This is a genomic window from uncultured Muribaculum sp. (assembly GCF_910583865.1).
Taxonomy (GTDB): Bacteria; Bacteroidota; Bacteroidia; order Bacteroidales; family Muribaculaceae; genus Muribaculum.
Genome location: NZ_CAJTYX010000010.1, coordinates 38,671 through 63,867 on the forward strand (window position 1 = coordinate 38,671; position 25,197 = coordinate 63,867).

At 52.3% G+C, this 25,197-nt stretch carries 13 protein-coding genes and 1 pseudogene; 12 read left to right on the forward strand and 2 right to left on the reverse strand.

All coding sequences use genetic code 11. From position 1 onward, the window contains the following. The first annotated feature begins 25 nt into the window (after positions 1-25). From QZ303_RS03720 to QZ303_RS03750, 8 genes and pseudogenes are all read left to right on the forward strand, one after another. Positions 26-2,674, forward strand: a complete 2,649-nt coding sequence (locus tag QZ303_RS03720) for a POTRA domain-containing protein (protein ID WP_295729281.1) — start codon at positions 26-28, stop codon at positions 2,672-2,674. A 127-nt stretch (positions 2,675-2,801) separates the two neighbouring features. Next, entirely contained in the window at positions 2,802-3,317 is a 516-nt protein-coding gene (locus QZ303_RS03725; protein WP_295729283.1) for an OmpH family outer membrane protein, read from the forward strand. A gap of 477 nt (positions 3,318-3,794) precedes the next feature. Continuing rightward, positions 3,795-4,421 (forward strand): annotated as a pseudogene (locus QZ303_RS10595) (leucine-rich repeat domain-containing protein); the annotation flags it as partial. Positions 4,422-4,634: 213 nt separating this feature from the next. Then, entirely contained in the window at positions 4,635-6,029 is a 1,395-nt protein-coding gene (locus QZ303_RS03730) for a hypothetical protein (protein WP_295729286.1), read from the forward strand. 33 nt (positions 6,030-6,062) lie between these two features. Then, positions 6,063-14,246: an InlB B-repeat-containing protein gene (locus QZ303_RS03735; RefSeq protein WP_295729289.1), complete on the forward strand. Its 8,184-nt coding sequence runs from the start codon at positions 6,063-6,065 to the stop codon at positions 14,244-14,246. A gap of 189 nt (positions 14,247-14,435) precedes the next feature. Beyond that, on the forward strand, positions 14,436-14,936 hold the full coding sequence (locus QZ303_RS03740; RefSeq protein ID WP_295729291.1) for an OmpH family outer membrane protein: 501 nt from the start codon (positions 14,436-14,438) through the stop codon (positions 14,934-14,936). A gap of 114 nt (positions 14,937-15,050) precedes the next feature. Continuing rightward, positions 15,051-15,893, forward strand: coding sequence for a glutamate racemase (murI, locus tag QZ303_RS03745; RefSeq protein ID WP_295729293.1), 843 nt, complete (start codon positions 15,051-15,053; stop codon positions 15,891-15,893). A gap of 165 nt (positions 15,894-16,058) precedes the next feature. Further along, entirely contained in the window at positions 16,059-17,537 is a 1,479-nt protein-coding gene (locus QZ303_RS03750) for a DUF3943 domain-containing protein (RefSeq protein WP_295729295.1), read from the forward strand. A 105-nt stretch (positions 17,538-17,642) separates the two neighbouring features. Here QZ303_RS03750 and QZ303_RS03755 read toward each other — a convergent pair whose 3' ends face one another. Further along, entirely contained in the window at positions 17,643-17,945 is a 303-nt protein-coding gene (locus QZ303_RS03755) for a DUF3861 family protein (RefSeq protein ID WP_295729298.1), read from the reverse strand. A 306-nt stretch (positions 17,946-18,251) separates the two neighbouring features. Between QZ303_RS03755 and QZ303_RS03760 the strand changes: the two genes are divergently transcribed. From QZ303_RS03760 to QZ303_RS03775, 4 genes are all read left to right on the forward strand, one after another. Beyond that, positions 18,252-18,971, forward strand: coding sequence for a phosphatase (locus QZ303_RS03760; protein WP_295729301.1), 720 nt, complete (start codon positions 18,252-18,254; stop codon positions 18,969-18,971). 170 nt (positions 18,972-19,141) lie between these two features. After that, positions 19,142-21,409, forward strand: coding sequence for a polyribonucleotide nucleotidyltransferase (gene pnp / locus QZ303_RS03765; protein ID WP_295729304.1), 2,268 nt, complete (start codon positions 19,142-19,144; stop codon positions 21,407-21,409). A 242-nt stretch (positions 21,410-21,651) separates the two neighbouring features. After that, entirely contained in the window at positions 21,652-22,608 is a 957-nt protein-coding gene (locus QZ303_RS03770) for a hypothetical protein (protein ID WP_295729307.1), read from the forward strand. Then, complete coding sequence (locus tag QZ303_RS03775; protein WP_295729310.1) at positions 22,605-23,873, forward strand: hypothetical protein; 1,269 nt, start codon at positions 22,605-22,607, stop codon at positions 23,871-23,873. The genes QZ303_RS03770 and QZ303_RS03775 overlap by 4 nt, the downstream gene beginning before the upstream one ends. 93 nt (positions 23,874-23,966) lie before the next feature. Here QZ303_RS03775 and QZ303_RS03780 read toward each other — a convergent pair whose 3' ends face one another. Then, positions 23,967-25,190 carry an ABC transporter permease gene (locus tag QZ303_RS03780; RefSeq protein WP_295729313.1) on the reverse strand — a complete coding sequence of 408 codons (1,224 nt, stop codon included), beginning with the start codon at positions 25,188-25,190 and terminating at the stop codon, positions 23,967-23,969. Positions 25,191-25,197 lie beyond the last annotated feature (7 nt).

A 25,197-nucleotide genomic window follows, 5' to 3' on the forward strand; every position in this document is an offset into this window, starting at 1 on the left:
ATATCCCCGAAAATAAAATAAGCTTATGCTTAACCGACTGCTGACTTTCATCACTATTGCATTACTCTCCGCTACCACGGTCTCAATAGGGGCACAGACCCTTTCGGCCACTGCTCCCGCCGACACCGTGTACAATCCCAACATACTCTACACCGGCATGCCCAAAAGCTACGAGATCGCGGGCATAGAAGTGACCGGCGTCCCAAATTACGAGGACTATATCGTGATAGGCTACTCCGGACTCAATGTGGGCGACCGGGTGGAGATTCCCGGTCCGGACATCACCGCCGCCGCCAAGCGCTTTGCCCGCCAGGGGCTGTTCAGTTCCATCCAGATCAAGGTGGCCAAAATGGTCGGCGACAAGGTGTGGCTCGAGTTCGCCCTCAAGCCACAGCCACGTATATCGGCCATAAACTACCATGGCGCGAGCAAGGGTGAGAAAAAGGATCTTGAGGAGCGCCTGCAGCTCATGAAGGGAAACCAGATCACGCAGAACATCGTGAACCGTGCCACCCAGATCATCAAGGGATACTACGCGCAGAAAGGTTTCGGAAACGCCGATGTGCGCATAGAGCAGATCGAGGACCTGTCGGCACCGAACGAGAACATAGTCAACATCAATATCGACAAGAACTCGAAGGTCAAGGTGCACAAGATCTACATCGACGGCAACGAGATGCTTTCAGACAATGCCATTCAGCGCGCCATGAAAAAGACCAACGAGAAGGGGAAACTTATCAATCTCTTCCGTCAGAAGAAATTCGTGGAGAGTGACTATCAGGACGACCTCGACCGTATCATCGCCAAATACAACGAGAAAGGCTATCGCGATGCCAAGATATTGAGCGACAGCGTGGTGAAGTATGACGACAAGAATGTCGACGTGTATATCAACCTCGAAGAGGGCAAGAAATATTATATCAGCGACATAGACTGGGTGGGAAATACGGTGTATCCTACCGAAGTGCTTGAGCGCATACTCGACATCCGCCCCGGCGATGTCTACAACCAGAAGCTGCTCAACAAGCGTACCACAGAGGATGATGACGCCGTGAGCAACCTTTACCTCAATAACGGCTATCTGTTCTACCGACTTTTCCCCATAGAGAAGAATGTCAATGGTGACTCCATCGAACTTGAAATGCGCATGATAGAGGGTCCGCAGGCTACAATCAACAATGTGATAATCAACGGTAACGACCGCCTTTACGAGAAGGTGATCCGCCGTGAGCTGCGTGTGAAGCCCGGACAGCTGTTCAGCAAGGACGACCTGATGCGTTCCGCACGCGAAATCGCACAGACGGGTCATTTCGACCCCGAGGCCATGGATATCCGTCCCGAGCCTAACGCCGACAACGGTACGGTCGATATCGTGTTCGGGCTCGAATCGAAGGCCAACGACCAGGTCGAAGTATCGTTCGGCTGGGGTCAGACGGGACTTATCGGAAAGCTTGCGTTAAAGTTCACCAACTTCTCAATCAAGAACCTCTTTAATCCAAGCTCCTACAAAGGTATCATCCCCCAGGGAGAGGGACAGACATTCACTATCTCGGCGCAGACCAACGCGAAGTACTACCAAAGTTATTCCATATCGTTCCTCGACCCATGGTTCGGCGGCAAGCGACCCAACTCGTTGTCGGTGTCGGCCTACTATGCACGCCAGACCGGTATAAACTCGTCGTACTACAGCAGCAACTGGCGTAACCCGTATGCCTACAACTACTGGGGCTCGTCGTATGGCAGCAACTACTATAACGACTACTACCAGAATTCCTACGAGAACGCCTACGACCCAAACAAGGTGCTCCAGATGATCGGTGTCACCGTAGGTATCGGAAAGCGTCTCAGCTGGCCTGATGACTACTTCACCTTCCAGGCCGAGGTGGGCTATCAGTGGTATTACCTCAAGAACTGGGATTACCTCTACTACATGAACAACGGTACCTCCAATTCTCTGACCCTCGGCCTGACCCTCGCGCGCCAGTCGATCGACAACCCTCTCTACACACGAAGCGGTTCGATCTTCTCGCTCAACCTCCAGCTCACCCCTCCGGCATCGCTATTCGGCAAGAAAGACTGGAAGCGTCTGTCGCAGGAGAGCGCCGACGGCTCGGTGGAGGCCAAAAAACAGATGTACCGCTGGATCGAGTATTGGAAGCTCCGCTTCAAGAGCCGCACCTATACTCCGCTCACCGATCCCGCCGGCAAGTGGACGCTCGTGATGATGACACGTGCCGACTTCGGATTGCTCGGCAGCTACAACAAGTATCTCAAGACCCCGTTCGAGACGTTCTATGTAGGTGGCGACGGCATGTCGGGTTCATACACCTATGCCACCGAGACCATCGCTCTGCGTGGATATGAGAACGGCCAGTTCACCCCATGGACTCGCGAGGGTTACGCATACGCCCGCGTGGGCATGGAGCTCCACTTCCCATTCATGCTTTCCAATTCGACCACCATCTATGGTCTGACATTCGTGGAGGCCGGTAACGCGTGGACTGCCGTGAAGGACTTCCAGCCCTTCGACCTGAAGCGCTCTGCCGGTGCCGGTGTCCGCATCTTCCTGCCGATGGTCGGCATGATGGGTATCGACTGGGCCTACGGTTTCGATACGGTGTACGGACGTAAGGGCGGAGGCCAGTTCCACTTCATCCTGGGTCAGGAATTCTGATGCGATTGACTAAAAATAGTTAACGGCTTCAAACCATTCCAAGCCTTAGGTGTCATATTATTGAATGCCTGTCTGTCTCATACGGATTCGGCATGCGTCTATCAACTCTCTTAACAAATTAATAAACATGAAAAGACTTACCATAGCCTTGATGCTCTGTGTGGCATGCTGCTGCGGAGCGTTCGCCCAGAAATTCGCCTTGATCGATATGGAATATATCCTCAAGAACGTGCCTTCCTACGAGATGGCCAACGAGCAGCTCAACCAGATATCGCAGCGTTGGCAGAAAGAGGTGGAGGCAAAAGCCACCGAGGCCCAGACCATGTATAAGAACTATCAGGCCGATATGGTTTTCCTCACCGACGAGCAGAAAACCAAGAAAGAGGCCGAGATCGTGGCCAAGGAGAAAGAGGCTACAGAGCTTCGCTATAAGTATTTCGGCCCGGAAGGCGAGCTTTACAAAAAGCGCCAGACCCTGATGCAGCCCATCCAGGACGAGGTGTATAACGCTGTCAAGAAGGTGAGCGAGGAGCGCGGTTACCAGTGCGTGTTCGACCGTGCCTCATCGGCCAACATTATCTTCGCCTCACCTCGTATCGATGTCAGCAACGAGGTGCTTGCCAAGATGGGCTACGCGAAATAGCAACGTAGCTTCCTGCATTTAAGATATACCAATATGCCGGACGGGTGGTATCGAATTTCGATACCACCCGTCCGGCATATTGACATGATGATGAATCTGTGTAAAAAAACAAACACATAATCCTTGAAGTAGATATAAAAATATGTATATTTGCGAGTGTTTTGTACAGATAAATCATAATAAACCTGAATATAATTATACACAATAATACACATTACTGCAATGAATGGATTTATTAAAATTGTCGGAACGTTGGCGGCATTGGCTGTCAGTGTCCCTATGCCTGTAATCGCGCAATCGACCGGCTATGCTCAAGAGGTTATTGATACAGAAGAACCTCAATGGATTACGGTCAACCTCGAGAGTGCCGGTTCGCTTGGTGTCGAAGTGCTCTACAAGGTCGACAAACTCTCTGATGTGCAGCATCTGCGTGTCTCCGGGCCGCTCAATGATGCCGACTGGACGACTATGAAAAACATGACCTCCATAGTCAACCTCGACCTTTCGGAAGCTTATTCAGCGGGTATTCCAAGTCGAAACTTTGAAAATCGCACTACTCTTCAGTCTATTTTATTCCCGACAAACCTTGAAACTGTCGGGTCGTACTGTTTCTATAAGTCCGGACTTGTCTCAGTGGCAATTCCAAAGTCTGTTATATCAATCGGTGAATATTGTTTCAACAACTGCAAAAGCCTCGTTACTGTGGATATAGATGGTGTCACAACTTTGCCTCTTAGGTGTTTCCAATCATGTGATAATTTAACTAAGGTAATTCTGCATGATGGATTAAAACAGATTGCCGGATGGTGCTTTGAATGGGATAGGAATCTGTCAGAGATTATTTTGCCATCAACTATGGAAGTTATTGAAGATGGAGCATTTGCAGATTGTAAATCTTTGACAGAGATAATTTTTCCTGAAGGTATGAAGAACATTGATGGATCAGCATTCCATGATAGTGGACTATTAAAAGCAATTCTTCCGATTCAGTTGTCGAATTTAGGAGGCGGGGCATTTCGCAACTGTACAGATTTGGAGGAGATAAGACTTCCCGCTACAGTTTTTTCTTATAGTAGTCAATTTTCCGGTTGCTCAAAAATAAAAAAAATCATGTGTACGACGGCTACTCCTCCAGCAATAAATGGCGATCCTTTTTGGTCTTTATCAAGAGAGAATGTAACTCTATATGTGCCCGATTTTGCGATAGTGGCGTATAAACTTGACCCGTATTGGCTTCAGTTCGAGAATATTGAGGGTAGTGTGACGTCAGATTTTTATGCATTGAATTCCACCCTTTCGCTTACCAATAATCGCCGTATGGAAGGTACTCCGTCACTGGATATCCTCAAAGGCGGTAGCCTTGTCGTGGGTGGTTCTGCTCCCATGCCGTTGAATCATCTTGTAATCAAGGAAGATTTCTATTCCAATCAGTTCGGTTTCGGCCAGTTGCTTAACAGTTCTCCAGCCATGACCGCCAACAGCGTTACGCTTAGTATGTATTGTGATGGCAACCGGTGGTACTTCATATCGATGCCATGCGATGTGAAATTAAGCAATATAAAGAATGTGGACGATGCAAGCTTCGTGTTCCGCTATTATGACGGAGAGTCACGTGCCGCCAATGGAACCGGAAGCAGTTGGAAGGATGTCCCTGTCGACGGGACTCTTCAGGCCGGCCGCGCATACATCTATCAGACGGACAGGAACAGCACCATAGAATTTACTCTTGATGTCACCGGTATCGAGGGGCTTCTTGCTTCAGGCCACCGTACAGTCCCCGTCAATGCCTGGACTTCAGAGAATCCCGCCAACGCAGGATGGAATCTCATAGGAAATCCCTCGCTTACATATTTCGATATGGCCTCGACTTCGCTTACATGCCCTATCACGGTATGGGATTCCTACAACCGGCGCTATGTGGCCTACTCGTTGATTGATGATGACGTAGTGCTGTATCCTACCCAGGCATTTTTCATGCAACAGATTGGTGAGAATGGCGAAATCACATTCGATGCCAAAGGACGGCAGCTTACTTCTGAAGTCTCACGTCCTGCCGCAGTGGCTGCCGCAGGCATCGCGCGTCGTGTCATCTTCAATCTCGAGTTAGTTGTTGCCGGAGACGCTTCGTCCGACCGTACACGCATAGTGCTCAATGATGACGCTTCCTTGGATTATGAATGCGGCCGTGATGCATCGAAATTCTTTGCCGACGGCGGTGAAGTGGTGGAATTCTTTACCATGGATGGTTCGGGTAATCGCCTGGCCATCAATGAGCGTCCGGAAGGCGATTGCCGTGTGCGTCTCGGATTATACGCTCCCGGAGCATCTACCCTTACAATCAGCGCTCCCCGTCTTGACGGCGAGGCCGTTCTCCATGATGCCGTTACCGGCAGATACGTGGACTTAAGGAAAGAGAACAGCTATACTTTCGATGTCGATAGCCGTGGATTCGTTCTCGATCGATTCTCGATTACCGTGCGCAAGCCCACCTCAGGCATTGGTGAAATTACCGGCGAAGATGATATGAAAGTCGCCGTCGACGGCAATATCCTCACGGTTGTCGGCGTCAAGGGGCTTCCCGTTATCGTGTATGCTCTCGACGGACGCGTTGCAGCCGTTGCCGATTCATGTGAGACACATAGTTTCACTCTCCCCGCCGGAATGTATGTTGTGAAAGCGGGCAAGACAGCCGTGAAATGCATCATAAGATAAGAGCGTGGTTTGTTGCACTCAATGAAATGAAAAATGAGATTTCTGAGATTTATATGCCTGTTAGCGGGGGTGTTTGCCACCCTCGGCATACAGGCTCAATATGATCCCGTCAATCCTCCCGAACCTGGAGGCTATACTGTCAGGGCAAAGGCTGTTCCGGCCAACGGCGGCTCCGTATCGCCGGAGTCACATCTGCTCCAGACCGGCGAAAGCGTGACTCTGACAGCCTATGCCTCTTCCAGCTATAAGTTCGAGGGATGGGAAGATACCGACGGTAATAGGTTATCATCAGATCGGAGCTACAAGGTGACTATGGGTATGGCGGATGTAGAGCTGATCGCCCGCTTCGCATATAGCCCCGGCAGTCCTGCCGAGCCTGAGACGCCTCCTGCCTATGCGCAGGTGAATGCCACGGCGCTCCCTTCCGGTGGCGGCAGTGTTTCAGGTATGGGTCGTTTTGCGGTAGGCTCTGAAATACGGCTTTATGCCTATAATAATTCAAACTATACTTTCGTAGATTGGACTCGTAACGGTGAGACCATCGGCACAAGCGGGACATTGGTCTATACGGTGCTTGAAGCTGACAATGACTTGGTGGCGAACTTCCGGTATGCTCCTTCCAATCCGTCTGAACCTGACGTACCTGTCGTTTCACACAGACTGTTCCTTGAATGCAGCCCGGCGGGAAGCGCTTCGTTCAACCGTAATTCCGGTGATAAGGTTGCAGAGAACGAATCGGTCAGCCTTACGGCCTATCCTTCTACGGGATATCGTTTCCGTGACTGGACAGATGAATCCGGAACCGTATTATCTACAGAACGGACATTCAGTTATAAGATGCCCGGCCACGATGTACGGCTACGGGCAAACATGATTTACTCCCCGACTGACCCTTCTGAGCCGTCGGTGCCTGCTACTACACGCAACGTTATTTATGGCGCACGCGAGCTTGCGATGCCTGGAGCCGACTTCATCTACGCTATATCGTTGGAAAATGTGGACCGGATAATCGGTATGAACATCGACGTAAATATAACTGCTCCCGTTGCGTTGGATATGGCCATGGCCTCGCTTTCATCGCGTGCGTCGGGCCATACTTTGGCTGTAGAATCAATAGATGAATCGACTTACCGTCTTACGGTGCGCGGCAATGTGCCTTTCAACGGGGCGAACGGGCCGGTCATCCGTGTCCCCGCGCACCTCGATGCTTCGGCTGAGGTGGATGCGACGATTACTGTCGGCGTGTCGAAAGGTGTGGTGTTCAAGGATGGCGGGTCGCAGACTCCCGTGGATGCTGTCAATGGCTCCGTGAAAGTGATTGCAATTCCCGAGACACTTCCCGACAGCCCCGACTTCATCGTGTCGCATGTGGATGCCCAGGCTGCATCGGTGATGCCCGGCGATAATGTGACGCTTGACTGGACGGTCGAGAACGCAGGCAATATCGCCGCAACGGCCGGATGGAGTGAGTCCTTGTTCCTGTCAGGTGAAGATGGTAGACGGATAGTGATCGGAACCACATACTACGACGGGAAGAATCTTGCTCCTGGCGAGAAAGTGGCACGTTCGGCTACATTGAGAATCAATGAACTGCCCGGAATCTCAGGAAAGTTGAATGCCGGTGTCTCAATTGTCCCGTATGCTACGAGCGGGGAAATCGAGCAGAAGCAGTTCAATAATACGGCTATCGGAACAGGCTATCCTCTGACGTTGGGCAAACGCCTGTTGCTGGAGATACCTACTACAGTGACCGAAGGCCGTGACCGGACGATCCGCGGGCGCATTGCCCGAAGTGGAAGCTGGAACGAGTCGGAGACCTTCATGCTTTCTGTGGAAAACGCCGATCCTCGTCTCTCCATGCCGGAAAGCGTGACCATATTCCGTGACCAGTCGGCGGCATATTTTCAGCTTACCTTGGCCGATAATGAAGTAGCCGACGGAAATACCGATGTGGAGATTTCAGTTTCAGGTTCAGACTATCAGCCGGTAACCGCTATGATGACAATTTCCGACGATGAATTCCCCACTTTCACCCTCGAAATCACACCCGATGAGATTGCAGAAGGGGAGAAGTCTGTTCTTACCATCATGCTACCTCAGCCTGCTGCTGCCGATTTGGAAATATCATTGAGCTGCGACAGGCCGTCACGGTTGCAATTTCCGGCCACAATAGTGATAATGTCTGGCAACACGTCGGCATCGTGTTGCGTGACTGCGACTGACAACAAGAGCGTCGATGGTGATGCCGATGTGACGTTGCGAGCTGTCGCACCGGGTTATATGGACGCGGAAACCTATCTGGCAGTAATTGATAACGACATACCCGCGCTTAAACTGGAGATAACACCTGCTGAGGTCGGTGAGAGTGCCGGACCTGCCGCCATGCGCGGCATGCTGCATCGCCTTGACAACTTTGACAAACGCGTCACGGTCATGTTAAGTGATGATTCAAAGGGAGGGATTTTTTATTCCACTGACCGGATCGAGCTTGATGCCGGAGTGCGCTCCGCAGAATTCTCTATCGGGGTGATCGACAACAATGTCGTCGATGGGGATCGCGACATCAATATCACGGCAGCTGTCTACATATCGACATGTAGCTGTGCCGCTACGGGTACAGGTGCCGGTATAGTCACAAAGTCAGTCAGGGTTATAGATGATGACGGACCTTCATTAGCGATAGAGGCTTCTAAATCGACATTGCTTGAAGGCGACGATGATGGTATTGTCCTTACGGTGTCGCGCAACACCGACATATCGGCATCGCTTACCGTAAGGCTTTCGAGCGATGCCGACGATGTCCTTGTATACGACCGGCAGGTGACTATTCCTGCGGGGAGCACATCGGCTACAGTAAAAGTGACCGCACCGTCCAACACTGTTCAGGGCGACACTCGTACGGTAGTATTCGCGGCTGAGGCGGAGGGATTCTCAAAAGGCGTATTCTGGGCCATGCTTACCGACAGTTCGCTTCCGGATGCAATAATAAGTTCGTTGGAACTGTCAGACTCTGAGGTCAAGGCCGGTCATTCCGTAGAGGTGAAGGTCACTGTCGGCAATGTCGGGGCCATGACTCTGCCGGAGATTACCAAGACGACATTATATCTCGGCAACGAGCCTGTGGGGGCGCTATACAACCAGAAACCGTTGCCCTCAGGAGAGACAGTTACTCTCAGCACTACCGTCACTATGCCGACAGCTGTCGGCACATTTGACGTGCAGGCAAGGATCAACGAGTCAAAGGGTGTCAAAGAGATCTTATATTCCAACAATGTCTCCACTCCGGTTCCTGTGAAGGTGTTGTCACCTTATGCCGCGAAGGTCAATGTGGAAAAGAAAATTTATTCACCCGGTGAAGAGGTAAGGATTACCGGCAATCTGACCGGTGACGGCGTGGCGGATGCTGAAGTGGAGGTGTACGTCATCAACAATGGCGTACGCCAGACACTGAAGGCGCGGTCTGACGCTTCCGGTCGTTTTGAGGCCGTATATAGCCCTTTCTCCTCGCAGATAGGTCATTTCTCGATTGGGGCATGCTATCCCGGAGAACAACTAATGGCAGAGGATGCGTCGTTTGACATATACGGAATGACATATGATAATAGTCAACCGATAATATGTAGGATGCTTACCGGAGAGACATATTCCGGCAATGTCAGGATTACAAATCCAGGCATCCTGCCACTTACCGGCGTGTCGGTCAGCGTGGAGTCTGTCTCGGAAGAAGTGACGGCAAGCGCTGCATGTCCGCAAGTTATAGACGGCGGCGCGAGTGTCGAACTTAACTACACTCTTACAGCCACGGAAGCCACTTCCGGAAATGATTGGAGGGAGATGCGGCTTCGCATCACATCGTCGGAAGCGCAGGACATGGTGATGACTGTCTATTATTATGCCAGCGATCCCGTGGGAACCGTAAAGGCATCCGTCGCGGCAATCAACACTACGGTTACGCAAGGTGCTCCGAGCGAATATCCTTTTATTATCACCAACACCGGACGGGGAGCAACCGGCAGAATCTCGCTTGCACTTCCCGAGTGGATGTCGGCGGTGACCCCTGTCGAGATGCCATCCCTCATGCCTGGCGATTCTGCTACCGTTATTCTTCGTCTCGCCACCAACGACAAGATGAACCTCAATGTGCCTGTCACGGGTCATGTCGGTATTGGCTGCGCTGAAGGGACGGGAATAAGCATTCCATACAAGATCGTACCGGTCAGTGAGGAAAAAGGCATCCTTGAGGTGGTCGTATGTGATGAATACACTTACTATACCGCAGAGGCTCCACACGTGGCAGGCGCACGTGTAGTGGTAAGCAATCCATCGACAGGAGCTACGCTTTTTGATGGGGTCACCGGAGAGGACGGCAGATGTGGGATGCAAATGCCAGCCGGCTATTATCAGCTTGATGTAACGGCAGAAAAGCATGACAGGTACAGGAACTTCGTGTATGTCAGCCCGGGGCGTACAGAGAGTGTCACTGCTGACATAAGCTATAATCCTATCACCATCTCATGGGATGTCAAGGAGACCGAAGTGGAGGATGAGTACAAAGTCACCACGACTGTGAAATATGAGACCAACGTGCCCATGCCGGTGGTGAAGGTCACAATTCCCAAGAGCATTGATGGTGATAACATGGCCGTGGGCGATGCCGTGATGATCAACATGAATCTTACCAATATCGGTCTGATACGTGCTATGGATGTGCGGACGGTTATACCTCGCGACCTTACCGAATGGAAGTTTGAGGCGTTGGACTATACCGAGCCGTTTGAACTTAACCCGCAACAGTCGGTCAACGTTCCAATCCGTATCACCCGTATCGCCGACGAAAGTCAACGTGCGCCTATGTTTGCACCATCGTCAAGAAGTGTCGGAGGCAACATGATTACTAACTTCGGCAACTGTATGACGGCTATGGGCAGCTCCTACAAAGGTATGTGCGGAAAGGAACTTAAGGACAATACCAGTGCTGAGAATATGGCTATGAAGGCATGCGCGGCTTCTGCTACAGCCATGGCTATAGGAGAAATTCTTGAGCACGTATTCGGCGGCGGATGGGTAATGCCCTCTGTCGGCGGCGGAGGAGGCGGTGACGCCGGTGGCGGAGGCAATGGTGGTGGTGACAGCAGCTATGGCGCTGTCGAATCACGATTCAGTATCTGTGACACCTGCGATGCCAAGCGTGCCGAAAATCTTATCAACACATTGCTTGGACATACATGGTTGGGCGGCTTCAATGATGCATTGAATGATGCAATTGAAGCATACCGCAGCGATCCTAACCATCAATATCGGTTTGTGGTCAAGAAAATGGGAGAGACAATCGATGAATATATCGGTGATAAGCTTGATGAGGCTGCCTTCGGTCCATATAAGGATATGGTCGGTGTCGCGGTGGAAGTATATGAGTTGACCGAACCTTGCGGTGATGATGAGGATGACACTCCTCGTAGAATACCGTTACGTTCTGTCTCTCCGGCTTCGAAACATAGCTGGGTTGAAGAATTCAATAAAATCGGCAGGTCATATGCCGATCAATTGATGGCGATGCATAGGCTGCAGCTCATGGCTTTCGGTGATAGTGTGTGGTTTTCCGATGTTGATGCCGAAAAACATGCATTTTTGAAATATGCCTACAGCCAGCCTGACGGAATTATCCCTTCCGACAAAGAGATTGAAGCGCGACGCCCGCGCTCAGTGTCAATGTCGCAGGCCAAGGCTCTGTTCCTCCATATAAATGGAAGCGGCGACTCATTCCCGTCCGAGAATGCTCTGGAGGATCAATTGGCAATCTTTGAAGAAGGTAATAAGGCGGCCGCAGATAAAGGTTATTCGTCTCTTACTGACCAATTCTACGAGGCTTATGACGATTATCGTAAGCATTTCGAAGAGATGCAGTCGAATTCAGTCTGTGCGTCAGTCACGTTGCAGATTTCACAGACTATGACTATGACGCGACAGGCATTCAGAGGAACGCTAAAGGTGTTTAACGGTCATGAGTTGAAACCGATGAAAGATGTGAGGCTCAATCTGATTGTAAAGGATGAGGATGGAAATACGGCTACTTCCCATGAGTTCCAGATCAACGGAGAGAGTCTCGACGGATTCACCGGAAACCTGGATCCGGCAAGCGGTTGGGAACTTCCGGCCAATACGACCGGAGTGTCAGAGATTCTATTTATTCCCACCAAGTTTGCCGCACCCGACAAGGATAAAGTGTACTCTTTCGGAGGTTCACTTACATATCTGGATCCATATACCGACCTGGAGGTGACACGTAACCTCTATCCTGTAAGTCTCACAGTTAAACCATCGCCGGAACTGGATCTCACCTACTTCGTGCAGCGGGATGTATTTTCCGATGATCCTCTGACTCCGGATGTGATAGAGCCGACCGTACCGGCAGAGTTCGCCCTTGTTATCAATAACAAGGGACGAGGTGACGCCACTAATGTACGCTTGACCACGGAACAGCCTAAAATCATCGAGAACGAGAAAGGGCTGCTCATTGACTTCATGCTGAAAAGCTCTCAGCTAAACGGCAGTGAGAAAGTCATGTCGCTCGGAGGTTCCATAGCCACTGATTTCGGAACGATAGCGGCCGGCTCCACAGCTTATGCACAATGGTGGCTCGAATCAACATTGCTCGGTCATTTTGTGGAGTATGATGTAGAGGCCACCCATGTGACAAGTTACGGTAATCCCGACCTGTCGCTCCTCGACAATGTGTCGATTCATGAACTCATACATGGATTTACGCTTGGCTCTGACGGCTCCCCTGCCGCACGCGCTTTCCTTGTCAACGACATAGTGGACTCGGAGGATATGCCCGACATGCTCTATTTCAGCGACGGTACTCCGGAATGTGCTGTAGGTATCGCTCAGAGCGTAGCCGTCTCCCGCAGGTCAGACACGGTCTATGAAATTACCGCTACGCCTTCTGGAGCCGAGGGATGGTACTACGCTTCTGTAGATGACCCGACAGGAGGACGGCAGAAGCTTGTGTCCGTCACAAGGGCAAGTGATGGCGCGAAGTTCCCGGTTGATAATTTCTGGCAGACTGAGTGCACTATGCGCGACGGTAAGGATCCCGTACATGAAGCGCGGCTCCATATGGCCGCGAACATGACCTCGGACGAAACGTTCGTGCTTGAATTCGAAGAATGTCCGCTTGTGACTCTGGAGGTCAAGGAATTTACCGGATTACCCGGAGAGGATATTCTATATGCTCCGTTGCGCAAGGTCGGTGTAACGTTCAATAAACCGGTGGTCGCATCATCATTTACAGCCGATGACATCTCATTGACATGCGCAGGCAAGCATGTGGATGTCTCAGGTATTGTCGTGACTCCTGTTTCGGATACGGATTTCATTGTGGCGTTTGATCGTGAGACGTCTGCTGACGGATACTATGTGATGACTGTCTCGACGGAGAATATCACCGATACCGAAGGCTTCAATGGGCGTAACGGTAAGAATGCGTCATGGATTCAGTACGTTGACGGTAAAGTCAGTCTTACCGTCAACGTGATGCCGACAGAGGGAGGAACTGTGTCACCGGTGTCGCAGCGCTTTGACCATGGTTCTACCGTGACAATGAAGGCTTCTGCATCTGAAGGCTATGATTTTACCGGATGGATGCATGAGGGTGTTATGTTTACATCCGAACCGGAGTTTGACTATGTTTTGCTTGCCGACGAAGAGTTTACCGCAACGTTCGCAATCAGGCACTACAATGTTGTCGTCGATTTTGATCCTGCCGGAGGCCGGGTGGAGAATGCCGCCAGCGGCATCTACCGACATGGCACTGTGCTTGACATGACAGCGATTCCAAACGATGGGTTTGCTTTTGACGGCTGGTATGTAGACGATGAGGAGAGGTCGAAAGATGTATCTTTTGCCATAACGGTGAAGGGCAACATGACTGTTCATGCCGATTTTAACCGGACATCCGGAATCGGCATCGTGGATGCAGGTTCAAGCGGTCTCGTGATAAGCCCGACACCTCTCCGTGACATGATGACTGTGGACGGTGAGTTCCTGAATATACAGATGGTTACGGTGTTTGACATAAGCGGCGGAATTTCATTGCGATGGGCCGACATACCGGTCGGTTCGAGTCTTGATGTAAGTTCGTTGACACCTGGATTCTATATAGTGAGAGCTGTTACAGAGAAGGGCGTTTTCACAAGAAAGGTTCTTAAACTTTAGTACATACATCAATCTATTCATTTTGACGGGATGTTGTCAAGGGGGATTTTCCCAAGACTGCATTCCGTCGTTGTTTTTCTGTATATTTTCATGTTTTTTATGAATATACATGCCGTCAAATCGGGGGATAATGTTTATCTTTGCGCGATTAAGTAAAAATATCCGCGAAAATTAACATTTCATTATATCATGATAAAGAAAATTTTGCTCGCTGTCGCTGTGGCATTTCCTATGTTTGCCGCCGCCCAGGCTCCCAAGTTCGGTGTAGTAAACACTCAGTCGGTGATGGAGGCGCTTCCCGACTCCAAGCAGGTTGAGGAACAGATACTCGCCGCATCGAAGAAGTACGAGGACGAGTTTGCCAAACTGCAGGAGGAGATGAACAAGGCCGTGCAGGAGTTCCAGGCTCTTGGCGCCGACACTCCCGAGACCATCAAGCAGCGCCGCCAGCAGGAAATACAGGACCTTTACCAGAAGTCGGAGCAGTTCCGCCAGACGGCAACCCAGGATCTTCAGCGCCAGCATGAGCAGCTGATGGCTCCCGTAGTGCAGAAAGTGACCAATGCCATCAACTCCGTAGGCAAGGAGCAGGGGATGACGTTCATCTTCGAGCAGGCCATGCCTCTCTATGTAGGCACTGACGTGACCGACATCACTCCGATGGTAAAGACCTCGCTCGGTCTGAAGTGATACGCTGCATTACCGATCAGTACTGAACCAATAACATACCGACAGGCCGTGACCGCCACACAACGAGGCGAGTACGGCCTGTGGTGTTTTGCCCTCATTAATCATTGTTGACCTATGTTCCCGGAATTGCTCCCCGCAGTCCCCGGCCCGATAGGGGTGTTCGACTCCGGGTTCGGCGGACTCACCATATTGCGCGACATATGCCGCCGCTTGCCTGACTATGACTACCTGTTTCTCGGCGACAATGCACGCGCCCCTTACGGCACGCGGTCGTTTGACGTGGTCTACCGTTTTACCCTTCAGGCTGTGCGCTACCTGTTCGCCCAGGGCTGCCATCTCGTGATTCTTGCCTGCAACACTGCATCGGCCAAGGCGCTGCGCACCATACAGCAGTGCGACCTTCCTGCCATCGACCCATCCAGACGTGTGCTTGGTGTCATACGTCCGACGGTAGAAATCCTGTCCGAGCGCACCCGCAACGGCCACATAGGCATCGTAGGCACTCCAGGCACTGTCGCTTCCCGGTCATATGACATCGAGATCGGCAAGATGCATCCCGACATGCGCGTCACTGCCCACGCCTGCCCTATGTGGGTACCGCTGGTGGAGAACCGAGAAACCACCACTCCCGGCGCGCGCTATTTCGTGGAACGTGACATCCGGGTGTTGCTTGATGTCGATCCCGACATAGACACCCTGATACTCGGCTGCACGCACTATCCTCTGCTGTCCGACATGATACGCGCCGCGCTCCCCGCCGGTGTCGATGTGCTTTCGCAGGGGCGTGTGGTGGCCGACAGTCTTGCCGATTACTTGCGCCGCCATCCCGACATGGCCGCTCGCTGCACCATCGGCGGCACCGTGCGTTATCTCACCACCGAGAACGCCGACCGCTTTTCGGAAATGGCTTCCATGTTCATGGGCCATCCCGTACAGGCCGTGCAGGTCGAACTGTAGTTGTCGCGCAACGGCGCGTCGAGGAACTTTCCGCCACTAAATTGGTAAAATTGAAGATTCACCTTCCGGTGTGCTTTAGTAATTTTGCGGATGTATCCATGACGCTATGCGGCTTCTGTCGGATTTGCTGCCCGTGGATGGATGATACCGCAATACACCGATGCAGTGGAAAGATTTCTGATTACGATGATTGCCGCGTTGCTCTGCGGCTTTGATATTTGCCGCGCACAGCTCCCCGCACGGGATGTGCCTACCGACAGCATCGCCGACAGCGACATGCGCCGTGGCGCGCGCCGGTTCTTTCCCGCTGCGCTCACTGTTGCCGGGCTTAATGCAGGGGTATGGGCGTTTGACCGCTATGTCCAAAAAGGCGATTTCGCCTACATATCGTCGCGGACCGTGCGCGATAATTTCCGCCACGGGTTCATCTGGGACAACGACAAACTCGGCACCAACATGTTCCTCCACCCATACCATGGAAACCTGTACTATAACTCCGCCCGTTCCTATGGATATAATTTCTGGCAATCGGGGCTCTTTGCATTCGGAGGCAGTGCCATGTGGGAACTGTTCATGGAGTGTGAGTATCCTTCGACCAACGACATAATCGCCACGCCTATAGGCGGAATGGCGCTTGGTGAGGTGGCTTTCAGGGCTTCCGATGTGCTCGTCGACGACCGTCTTGTCGGTGGCGCGCGCTTCGGACGCGAGGCGTGCATATTCATACTGTCGCCTATGAGGGGTATCACACGTATAGTCAACGGCGACGCATGGCGACATCGTCCCGTGTCGGGCCGCACTTTCCCTATTCCCGACGTGAAGATTGAGTTCTCGGCAGGCGTACGTTCATTGGAGTTCGAAGATGAGATCTTCGACAAGGGAATCGGCTTTACCTCCGCCGCCCACATAGAGTATGGCGACCGCTTCGAGGAGAGCTGTACACGCCCTTACGATTACTTCACCGTGATGGCCAACATCAACGTGCAGGCCTCGCAGCCTTTGCTCGGACGGCTGAACATCATGGGACGACTTTTGTCGCATGCCACTGAATACAGCAACCGTCGCTATCTGAGCGTGGGGATGTACCAGCATTTCGACTACTACGACTCCGACACAATATCCGACGTGTCGGCGCGTACTCCCTACAAGCTTGCCGTTCCTGCAAGCCTCGGATGCGGTCTGATTTATCGCGACGACCCGTCACGTAGCTGGACGTTCGACGCATGGCTTCACGCCAATGCCATACTGCTCGGAGGTGTGCTCTCCGACTACTACCGTGTGGATGAACGCAACTATAACCTTGCCAACGGATTCTCATTGAAGTTCGGCGTGTGTTTCGAGCTGTGGCGCCGGCGGCTGCGTCTGGCTTGGAACAATGAGTACTACCGCATGTTCACGTGGAAGGGCTATCCTTCCGACATTGATTGGTCCGACTTTGACCGGCGCACTCTCGACGCGCAGGGCGACCGTTCAGTGGCTATGTTCAATGTCAGCGAGCTGCGTGCTGACCTCCACTTGTGGCGCAACCTTTATCTTACTGCGGAATTTGCCCACTATCTTCGCTCCACCCACTACCGCGACTTCCCCCACGTGCGCTCCTCCACCACCTCGACCTCTTTATCCCTCACCTGCCGCCTCCGCTGATTACCGATGGCGCGGGGATTACTGCAATTATTCGCGTTTACATAAAATCACGGCGATATGCAATTCCGCATGTCGCCGTGATCTTATGTCTTTACGAGACCGGATTTATTTGCAGTCGCACCCGCACCCGAGCTTGCCTTTCACAATCTGCTTGAATGCCTCGAACTGTGGGGCGAATTCTGCAAATAGCGGATTGTCGGAGTTTTTCTTGATTACGTGGTGCATGAAACGCATCGCGAGAACGAATTCCTTTGCATGCTTGTCCTTGGCGAAGCCGAGCGACTTGGCTCTATCCGCCATTGCGGCGATGTCATGGTGGCCACCGAAATTGAAGTTGAGTACTTCGGCCATTTTTCCATCCTTGGCCTCGATCATGTTCACAAAATAGGCTTTCTTTTCCTTATCCATAAAAACAGGTTTTTAATTTAGATATGTTTTCTCACTGAAATCGATTGGGACTCTTATGCCGTCAATCGACTGTATTCCCATAACAATATCCCCTATATCGTGGATTGTCAACGAAACCTAAAATGTCGTAACGATAATTTCATCCGTCTACAGAGGAATGATAAGCATGTTGCCGAACCATCAAACTCACGTATGAAATTTGTGCTTATGATGTAGAATAATTATCCGCAGATTCCGGGATTCTTGTTGAAAGTACCATGTGTGGAATCCGGATTTTCGCTAATTTTGCGGAAAAATGAAAGGACGATGGATTTAAGTAAAGTCGAATTGGATGTGCACACCCATACTATTGCGAGCGGCCATGCGTTCAGCACATTGCAGGAGATGGTGAAAGCGGCTGCGGAAAAGGGATTGAAATTGTTAGGGGTAACGGAACATGCTTCTGGCATTCCGGGGACATGCGCACCGATTTATTTCCGGAATCTACACGTTGTGCCACGCAGGATGTATGGTATAGACCTCATGCTCGGTGCCGAGATCGATATTTTGGACGGGGATGGCAACCTCGACATGGACGATGATATTATGTCGCGTCTTGATATCCGAATTGCCGGGATCCATTCACTCTGTTATAGACGGGGGACAAAAGAGGAGAATACGGCAGGGATGATAAAAGCTATCAGCAACCCTTGGATCAACATTATCAGCCATCCGGGCGATGGTACTGCCGAACTTGACTTCGAGCCGATAGTGCTTGCAGCCAAAGAACACCATACACTGTTGGAGATCAACAATAGCTCTCTGAAACCGGTGAGGAACAAGGAGTACGCCCGGGCAAACAATATTGAAATCCTACGCCTGTGTAAGAAGTACGACATGCCCGTGATACTCGGAAGCGATGCACATATATCGTTCGACATTGCCAACTATGAATATCTTCCGCCGCTCATTCACGAGACTGAATTCCCGGATGAGCTTGTGATCAATCGCTCGCTCTCTGCTTTTAAGTCTTACCTGAATCTCTGAATATCCGTCAGGCACAAAAATTTGTGATGCGAGGATTGGCATGTATTATATCGGCATAAAAAATTTATTTACAATTTATTAGGCGGGTTTGGGGAAATTTGCTATCTTTGTGCGATTTTTTGTATAAGAAAAACAGACTATACAATCTTACAGAGACATATAATTAATTTATGGCACAACCAATCAAGAAAACCATCGCGCTGCCCGACGGGCGTACCATCACGCTCGAGACCGGCAAACTCGCCAAGCAGGCCGATGGAGCGGTAGAGCTGCGCATGGGCAACACCATGCTCCTGGCCACTGTGGTGTCGGCGAAGGAAGCCGGCGAGGGGGTCGACTTTATGCCCCTCCAGGTAGAGTACAAGGAGAAATTCTCTTCAGCGGGACGTTTCCCCGGCGGTTTCCTCAAGCGTGAGGGCCGCGCATCCGATTATGAAATCCTGACAGCACGCCTTGTCGACCGCGTACTCCGTCCGCTTTTCCCCGACAACTATCATGCCGATACGTTTGTCAACATCATCATGTTCTCTGCCGACGGCGAGGACATGCCCGACGCGCTCGCAGGCCTTGCAGCTTCCGCAGCAATCGCCGTGAGCGACATACCCTTCAACGGGCCTATCTCCGAAGTGCGTGTGGCCCGCATTAACGGCGAATTCGTTATCGACCCCACATTCGAGCAGCTCAAGGATGCCGACATGGAGCTGATGGTTGGTGCCACCTACGAAAATATCATGATGGTCGAGGGCGAAATGAAGGAGGTCAGCGAGGCCGACCTTCTCGCCGCACTGAAGGCCGCCCACGATGCCATCAAGGTGCAGTGCAAGGCTCAGATGGAGCTTGCCGAAGAGCTTCACGTGGTGAAGCGCGAATACTGCCACGAGGTCAACGACGAGGACCTGCGCAAGGACGTGCACGACAAGTGCTACGACAAGGCCTACGAGGTGGCCAAGGCCGGATGTGCCGACAAACACTGGCGTATGGACCACTTCGACGCCATCTGCGACGAATATATCGAGAGCCTCCCCGAGGAGGAGCGTGAGGAAAAGACTCCGCTGGTGAAGCGCTACTACCACGACGTGGAGCGCGAGGCCATGCGCCGCTGCGTGCTCGACGAGGGCGTGCGTCTCGACGGTCGCAAGACCACCGAGATCCGTCCCATCTGGATCGAGACAGACTACGTGCCCGGCCCTCACGGATCGGCCGTGTTCACCCGTGGCGAGACACAGGCCCTCGCTACCGTAACCCTCGGTACCAAGATGGACGAGAAGATACTTGACGACGTGCTCAACCAGGGCAAGGAGCGTTTCCTGCTCCACTACAACTTCCCCCCGTTCTCTACCGGCGAGGCCAAGGCCCAGCGCGGTGTAGGACGTCGCGAGGTGGGCCATGGCAATCTTGCCCACCGCGCCCTCAAGGGGATGTTCCCTGACGATTTCCCCTATGTCTGCCGCATCGTGAGCGACATCCTCGAGAGCAACGGTTCCTCGTCGATGGCTACCGTATGTGCCGGCACTCTCGCCCTGCTCGACGCCGGTGTGAAGATGAAGAAGCCCGTCAGCGGTATCGCAATGGGGCTTATCACTGATTCCGACGGCTCGAAGTATGCCGTGCTTTCCGATATCCTCGGCGATGAGGACCATCTCGGCGACATGGACTTCAAGGTGACAGGCACACGCGACGGCATCACCGCCACACAGATGGACATCAAGGTCGACGGCCTCAGCTACGAAGTGCTCGAAAAGGCCCTCAACCAGGCTCGTGAAGGTCGTATGCATATTCTCGACAAAATCTGCGAGGCTATCCCCGCACCGCGTGCCGACTACAAGCCCCACGTGCCGCGCATCGAGACCATGCTCATCCCCAAGGAACTTATCGGTGCTGTCATCGGCCCGGGCGGAAAGGTCATCCAGGGCATCCAGGAGGCTTCCGGAGCTACTGTCTCCATCGACGAAATCGACGAGGGCGGCTATATCGAGGTGGCTTCCAACAACAAGGAGTCGATGGACAAGGCTCTCGATATGATCCGCGCCATCGTGGCTCTTCCCGAGGAAGGCAAGGTATACCATGGCAAGGTGCGCTCGATACTCGACTTCGGTGCATTCGTGGAGTTCATGCCCAACCGCGACGGTCTGCTTCACATTTCTGAGATCTCATGGGAGCGTCTTGAAAACATGGAGGCTTCCGGCCTGAAAGAGGGAGACGAGGTAGAGGTGAAGCTCATCGAGATTGACAAAAAGACCGGCAAGTACCGCCTGTCGATGCGTGCTCTCCAGCCCAAGCCCGAAGGCTACGTTGAGCCGCAGCGCCGCGAGCGCGGCCCGCGTCCCGAGCGAGGTGGCGACCGTCCCCGTCGTGAAGGCGGTGACCGTGGTCCGCGTCGTGACCGTGGCGACCGTCCCGAACGAGGCGAGCGTCCGCGCCGCGAACCCCGCGACTGATAACGTCCATACCTGCAATTGACATAAAGTTCCGCATGCCGCCTGCCAAGGCCGTGCGGAACTTTTTTGCATTCTTTCCCCCGGCTTATGTTTTCGGCCGACTTTACGGCAATAAGAGGCTGGCTGATGGCAAAAATATGCGATATTTGGATTTGTGCAAGAAAAAAGATTGGTGTGGTTTGCGAATTACTAAAATATGCCTAAATTTGCGTCCATTGACAAACATTAATACATATTTGCGTATGAAAAGACTATACACCATTTTGGGCGCCATTGCGTTGGCTGCCGCCGTCATGACACAAAACGTGGCCGCACAACAAGCCGGCTACACTATGCTTAAATACACCGTTACTCCTGCCGATGGCGAGACGGTCGATGCATTGGAGACAATAGTAATTGATTTCCCTGATCCGGTCGACGGCATTGATGCCCATATCTCTCCGTCGAATATCGGCAATTATGCCACGTTGACATGCGGCTCTACGGTTATCAAGGCCCAGAAGCTTGAAGCCGGTACGCGCGAGATAAGCAAGGCATATATCTCATTCCCCAAGACCACCGTTCCGGGTACCTATGTGCTTTCTATTGATGAAGGTGTCTTTATGGACTATGAACAGTCTGAATCTCACGACGAAGGTGAGGGATACAGCGTCAATCCTCCTATCACTGCCACCTATACCATCAAGGGCGCTCTCCCGGAGACCACGATGAGCAAGTACACCCTTGATCCCGCCGACGGCAGCGAGGTCACTTCGCTATCTACAATAATAGTATCGTTCCCCACCACGAATAATTATGATGGTATAGACATATACAGCTATTCAAATAAGGCTGTGCTTAAGAAAAACGGCGAAACTGTTGCCACGTCGTCAAGCATCGAGGTGATGGACGACTATTATTCGGCAAGAATTATATTTGATACGTCAGTCAAGGAAGCCGGAACCTATACTTTGATAATCCCCGCCGAGACGTTCAAGGATTATTCTACTTCTGGTGATGAGGCTGTCACCAACTACGAGATTACCGCCACCTACACCATCAAGGGAACTTCCGGAATAGATGAGGTGGAGGATGCCGTTGTTGATACTCCGGCTACTGTCTATGACCTTTATGGCCGCAGGATGAAGAATGCTGATGTTCATAAACTTGATCCGGGCCTATATATCGTCAACGGTAAGAAAGTTTTCGTAAGAAGATGAGACATTTACGAGTCGCATTTATATCGTCGTTGTTGCCGGTAGCCTTGGGGTTGTCGGCAACACCTCTCTTACCGGCATTCGGAGAGTGCGGTATTACGATCCCTTATGCGGAGGTAGAAATGATGGACGGAAACGGCAGGACATGCCGCACAGTCATGCCTTCATCACGTTCCGTGCAGGAGTATGACAAGGATATCGCTTCCGACTATGATTGCTGCTATTATTGGCTTGAAAGCTCCGGTGCGATTTCCAGCACATGGGAGACTACGATTACCGAGATCGTGGCGGCTGACGCTGACGGGAAATATCTTATCAAAGGTCTGTTCGCCGATACGTTCCGTCCTGAGGGCGACAAAGAGTTTGCCGTGGATGATATCGAAGCCGGTTACGACCCTGCTACCGGAGTCATGACCATTACTTGTGGGCAGCATCTGTTTGACTACAAGTCGGGTGACGATACGTTTCCCATCTCTCTGCTCGCTATAAGGAAGGGCGCTAACGGATGGAACATCACAGCTGACGGTACTTTGCGGATGCTTCGCACTGAGCGCGGTTTCGGGGTTCTCGCGGATTCGGAGGCCGTGGGATTTTATCTCGGTATGATCAATCCCGACACCGGTCGTATATCCGGATTCGGAGGCGCGATATATCCGGAGTTCCATGAATTCAACGGAGTGATGATCTACATGGTAACTGCCGATGTCGATACGCAGATGATGGCTATGATGTGCGACATCTACAGCTATGTCGATGAAGGGAAGATACACATATCCAATTTCGCTAACTTCGGCTATCATGTCACCATGACGATGGACTACGACAGTGCGAAAGGTGAGGCATGGGCCGTCGATGCAAAGCTCGACGAGCTTCAGAACCTCGATGGCGGCATGACTCCATTCTATGCGGCCAACTCCCTTTATGGCGATTCGGATTACGGTATGCCGGTCGTTGACGATGCCGGTCGGTTCTATCTCAGCGCAGCCATAACCAAGGACAATATCGGGAATTCAGTGTTGCAGATACCGATTTGGGGGGCCTATATAGAGCAGAACATGCTTGCGCTCTACGGCTCGACCAATATAATGCTGTTCTATCCGCTCCCTGACAGTTCAAGCGGCATAGACGAAGTGACGTCTGATCCGGATGAGAATGGCGCTATCGCCCCGGTCTATTATGACCTTCAGGGACATCTTGTCGCCACTCCTGTCAAAGGATGTCTATATGTGCGTGTCGACGGTTCTAAAGCCGATAAGGTTATCTATTGATTGACCGCACAAAGCCCCCAAAGAGCACAGAGGATTTTGTATTAATCTCTGTGCTCTTTGGGGGCTCTGTGCGTTTTTTTCGGCTACGTCGGTTCAGGGTACGGAGGGGAGGCGGTAGTGGCGGCGATCGTAGCTGCGCGCCCAACGCTCTGTGACGCATGCGATGATGAAGTAGGCCACGGTGAGCGCCCACAGCATTCCGTATTGGGTGCTCATTTCGGCGAGCGACGCTCCGTTGGCATCGATGCCGACGAAACCCTGCACGCCCCATGTCGCGGGGACGAATCCCGACACGATGCTCCATAGCGGGTTCATGGCAGTGTGGGGCCATGTGAGGCCGGAGAGGAACAGGAAGAATATCGATGTGAACACAAACACCGGGAAGCAACTCTCACGCTCCGAAATCATGACGGAGAGGATCTGGCCAAGGAATATCGATGCGAGCATCATGGGGGCGATGAACATCAGATAGTCGAACGGATCGCCCACATGGGGCAGACTGAACATCATGGGCACATAGTGCAGAATGTATACAGTCAGCGGCATGTAGATGGTGAACACGGCAAGCGCACGCCCGAGTATGGAGGCCGACATCGGGCCTGCCACCTCATCCGGATCGATGCCACCGTTGAGCCTGCGGCGCTCACGCGAGCCTCCGGCGAGCATCATCACACCCAGTATGGCGCTCTGCTGTAGGATGAGCACGACCAGTCCGACCATGATGAACGACGCGAATCCTTGCGTAGGGTCGCCGAGGAAGAACGATTGGGTGTCGACCCCCTTCACCGATTCCTGCGGTGCGGTGAAGATGGCTGCCGGAGTCTGGTCGAGCGCTTCGGCCCGGATATCGGCACCGAGCTGCAGCTGCAGGTCGGTCATGGCGAAGAGTATGCTTCGGTAGCGGAGCAGCAGGCTCATGTCGGTATATAGCGGCAACACGGCCTGCTCCTTGCGGCCTATGGAGCGTGCATAGTCCTCGGGTATGACGAGTATCGAGTAGACCTTGCGCTCCTTGGCCCACTCCTTTGCCTCCTGAAGCGACGACGCATAGCCGGCCACGCCTATGTACTGCGTGGCATCGATCATCCTTGCCAGCTTGCGCGACTCGGCGGTGCGGCTGTTGTCGACTATCGCCATGGGAAGGTCGGTGACTACCTCAGGATTATAGATGAGAGTGTAGGTGATAGGGTAGAGCAGGGGGAGGGCTATGAAGAAGAGCATCACACCCTTGTCGCGCCAGGTGAGCCTGTAGCCGTTGAGCAGCGAGCGGTAGAGCGTCGACCACCATTGTCTTATATCTGAAAATATGCGTGACATGGCTGTA

Bases quoted from the DNA above. Each gene is read 5' to 3' on its own strand.
- pnp (WP_295729304.1), top strand. From the start codon at position 19,142: ATGGCACAACCAATCAAGAAAACCATCGCGCTGCCCGACGGGCGTACC.
- QZ303_RS03725 (WP_295729283.1), top strand. From the start codon at position 2,802: ATGAAAAGACTTACCATAGCCTTGATGCTCTGTGTGGCATGCTGCTGC.
- QZ303_RS03740 (WP_295729291.1), top strand. From the start codon at position 14,436: ATGATAAAGAAAATTTTGCTCGCTGTCGCTGTGGCATTTCCTATGTTT.
- QZ303_RS03730 (WP_295729286.1), top strand. From the start codon at position 4,635: ATGGAAGGTACTCCGTCACTGGATATCCTCAAAGGCGGTAGCCTTGTC.
- QZ303_RS03770 (WP_295729307.1), top strand. From the start codon at position 21,652: ATGAAAAGACTATACACCATTTTGGGCGCCATTGCGTTGGCTGCCGCC.
- QZ303_RS03720 (WP_295729281.1), top strand. From the start codon at position 26: ATGCTTAACCGACTGCTGACTTTCATCACTATTGCATTACTCTCCGCT.
- QZ303_RS03755 (WP_295729298.1), bottom strand. From the start codon at position 17,945: ATGGATAAGGAAAAGAAAGCCTATTTTGTGAACATGATCGAGGCCAAG.
- QZ303_RS03735 (WP_295729289.1), top strand. From the start codon at position 6,063: ATGAGATTTCTGAGATTTATATGCCTGTTAGCGGGGGTGTTTGCCACC.
- murI (WP_295729293.1), top strand. From the start codon at position 15,051: ATGTTCCCGGAATTGCTCCCCGCAGTCCCCGGCCCGATAGGGGTGTTC.
- QZ303_RS03760 (WP_295729301.1), top strand. From the start codon at position 18,252: ATGGATTTAAGTAAAGTCGAATTGGATGTGCACACCCATACTATTGCG.
- QZ303_RS03780 (WP_295729313.1), bottom strand. From the start codon at position 25,190: ATGTCACGCATATTTTCAGATATAAGACAATGGTGGTCGACGCTCTAC.
- QZ303_RS03775 (WP_295729310.1), top strand. From the start codon at position 22,605: ATGAGACATTTACGAGTCGCATTTATATCGTCGTTGTTGCCGGTAGCC.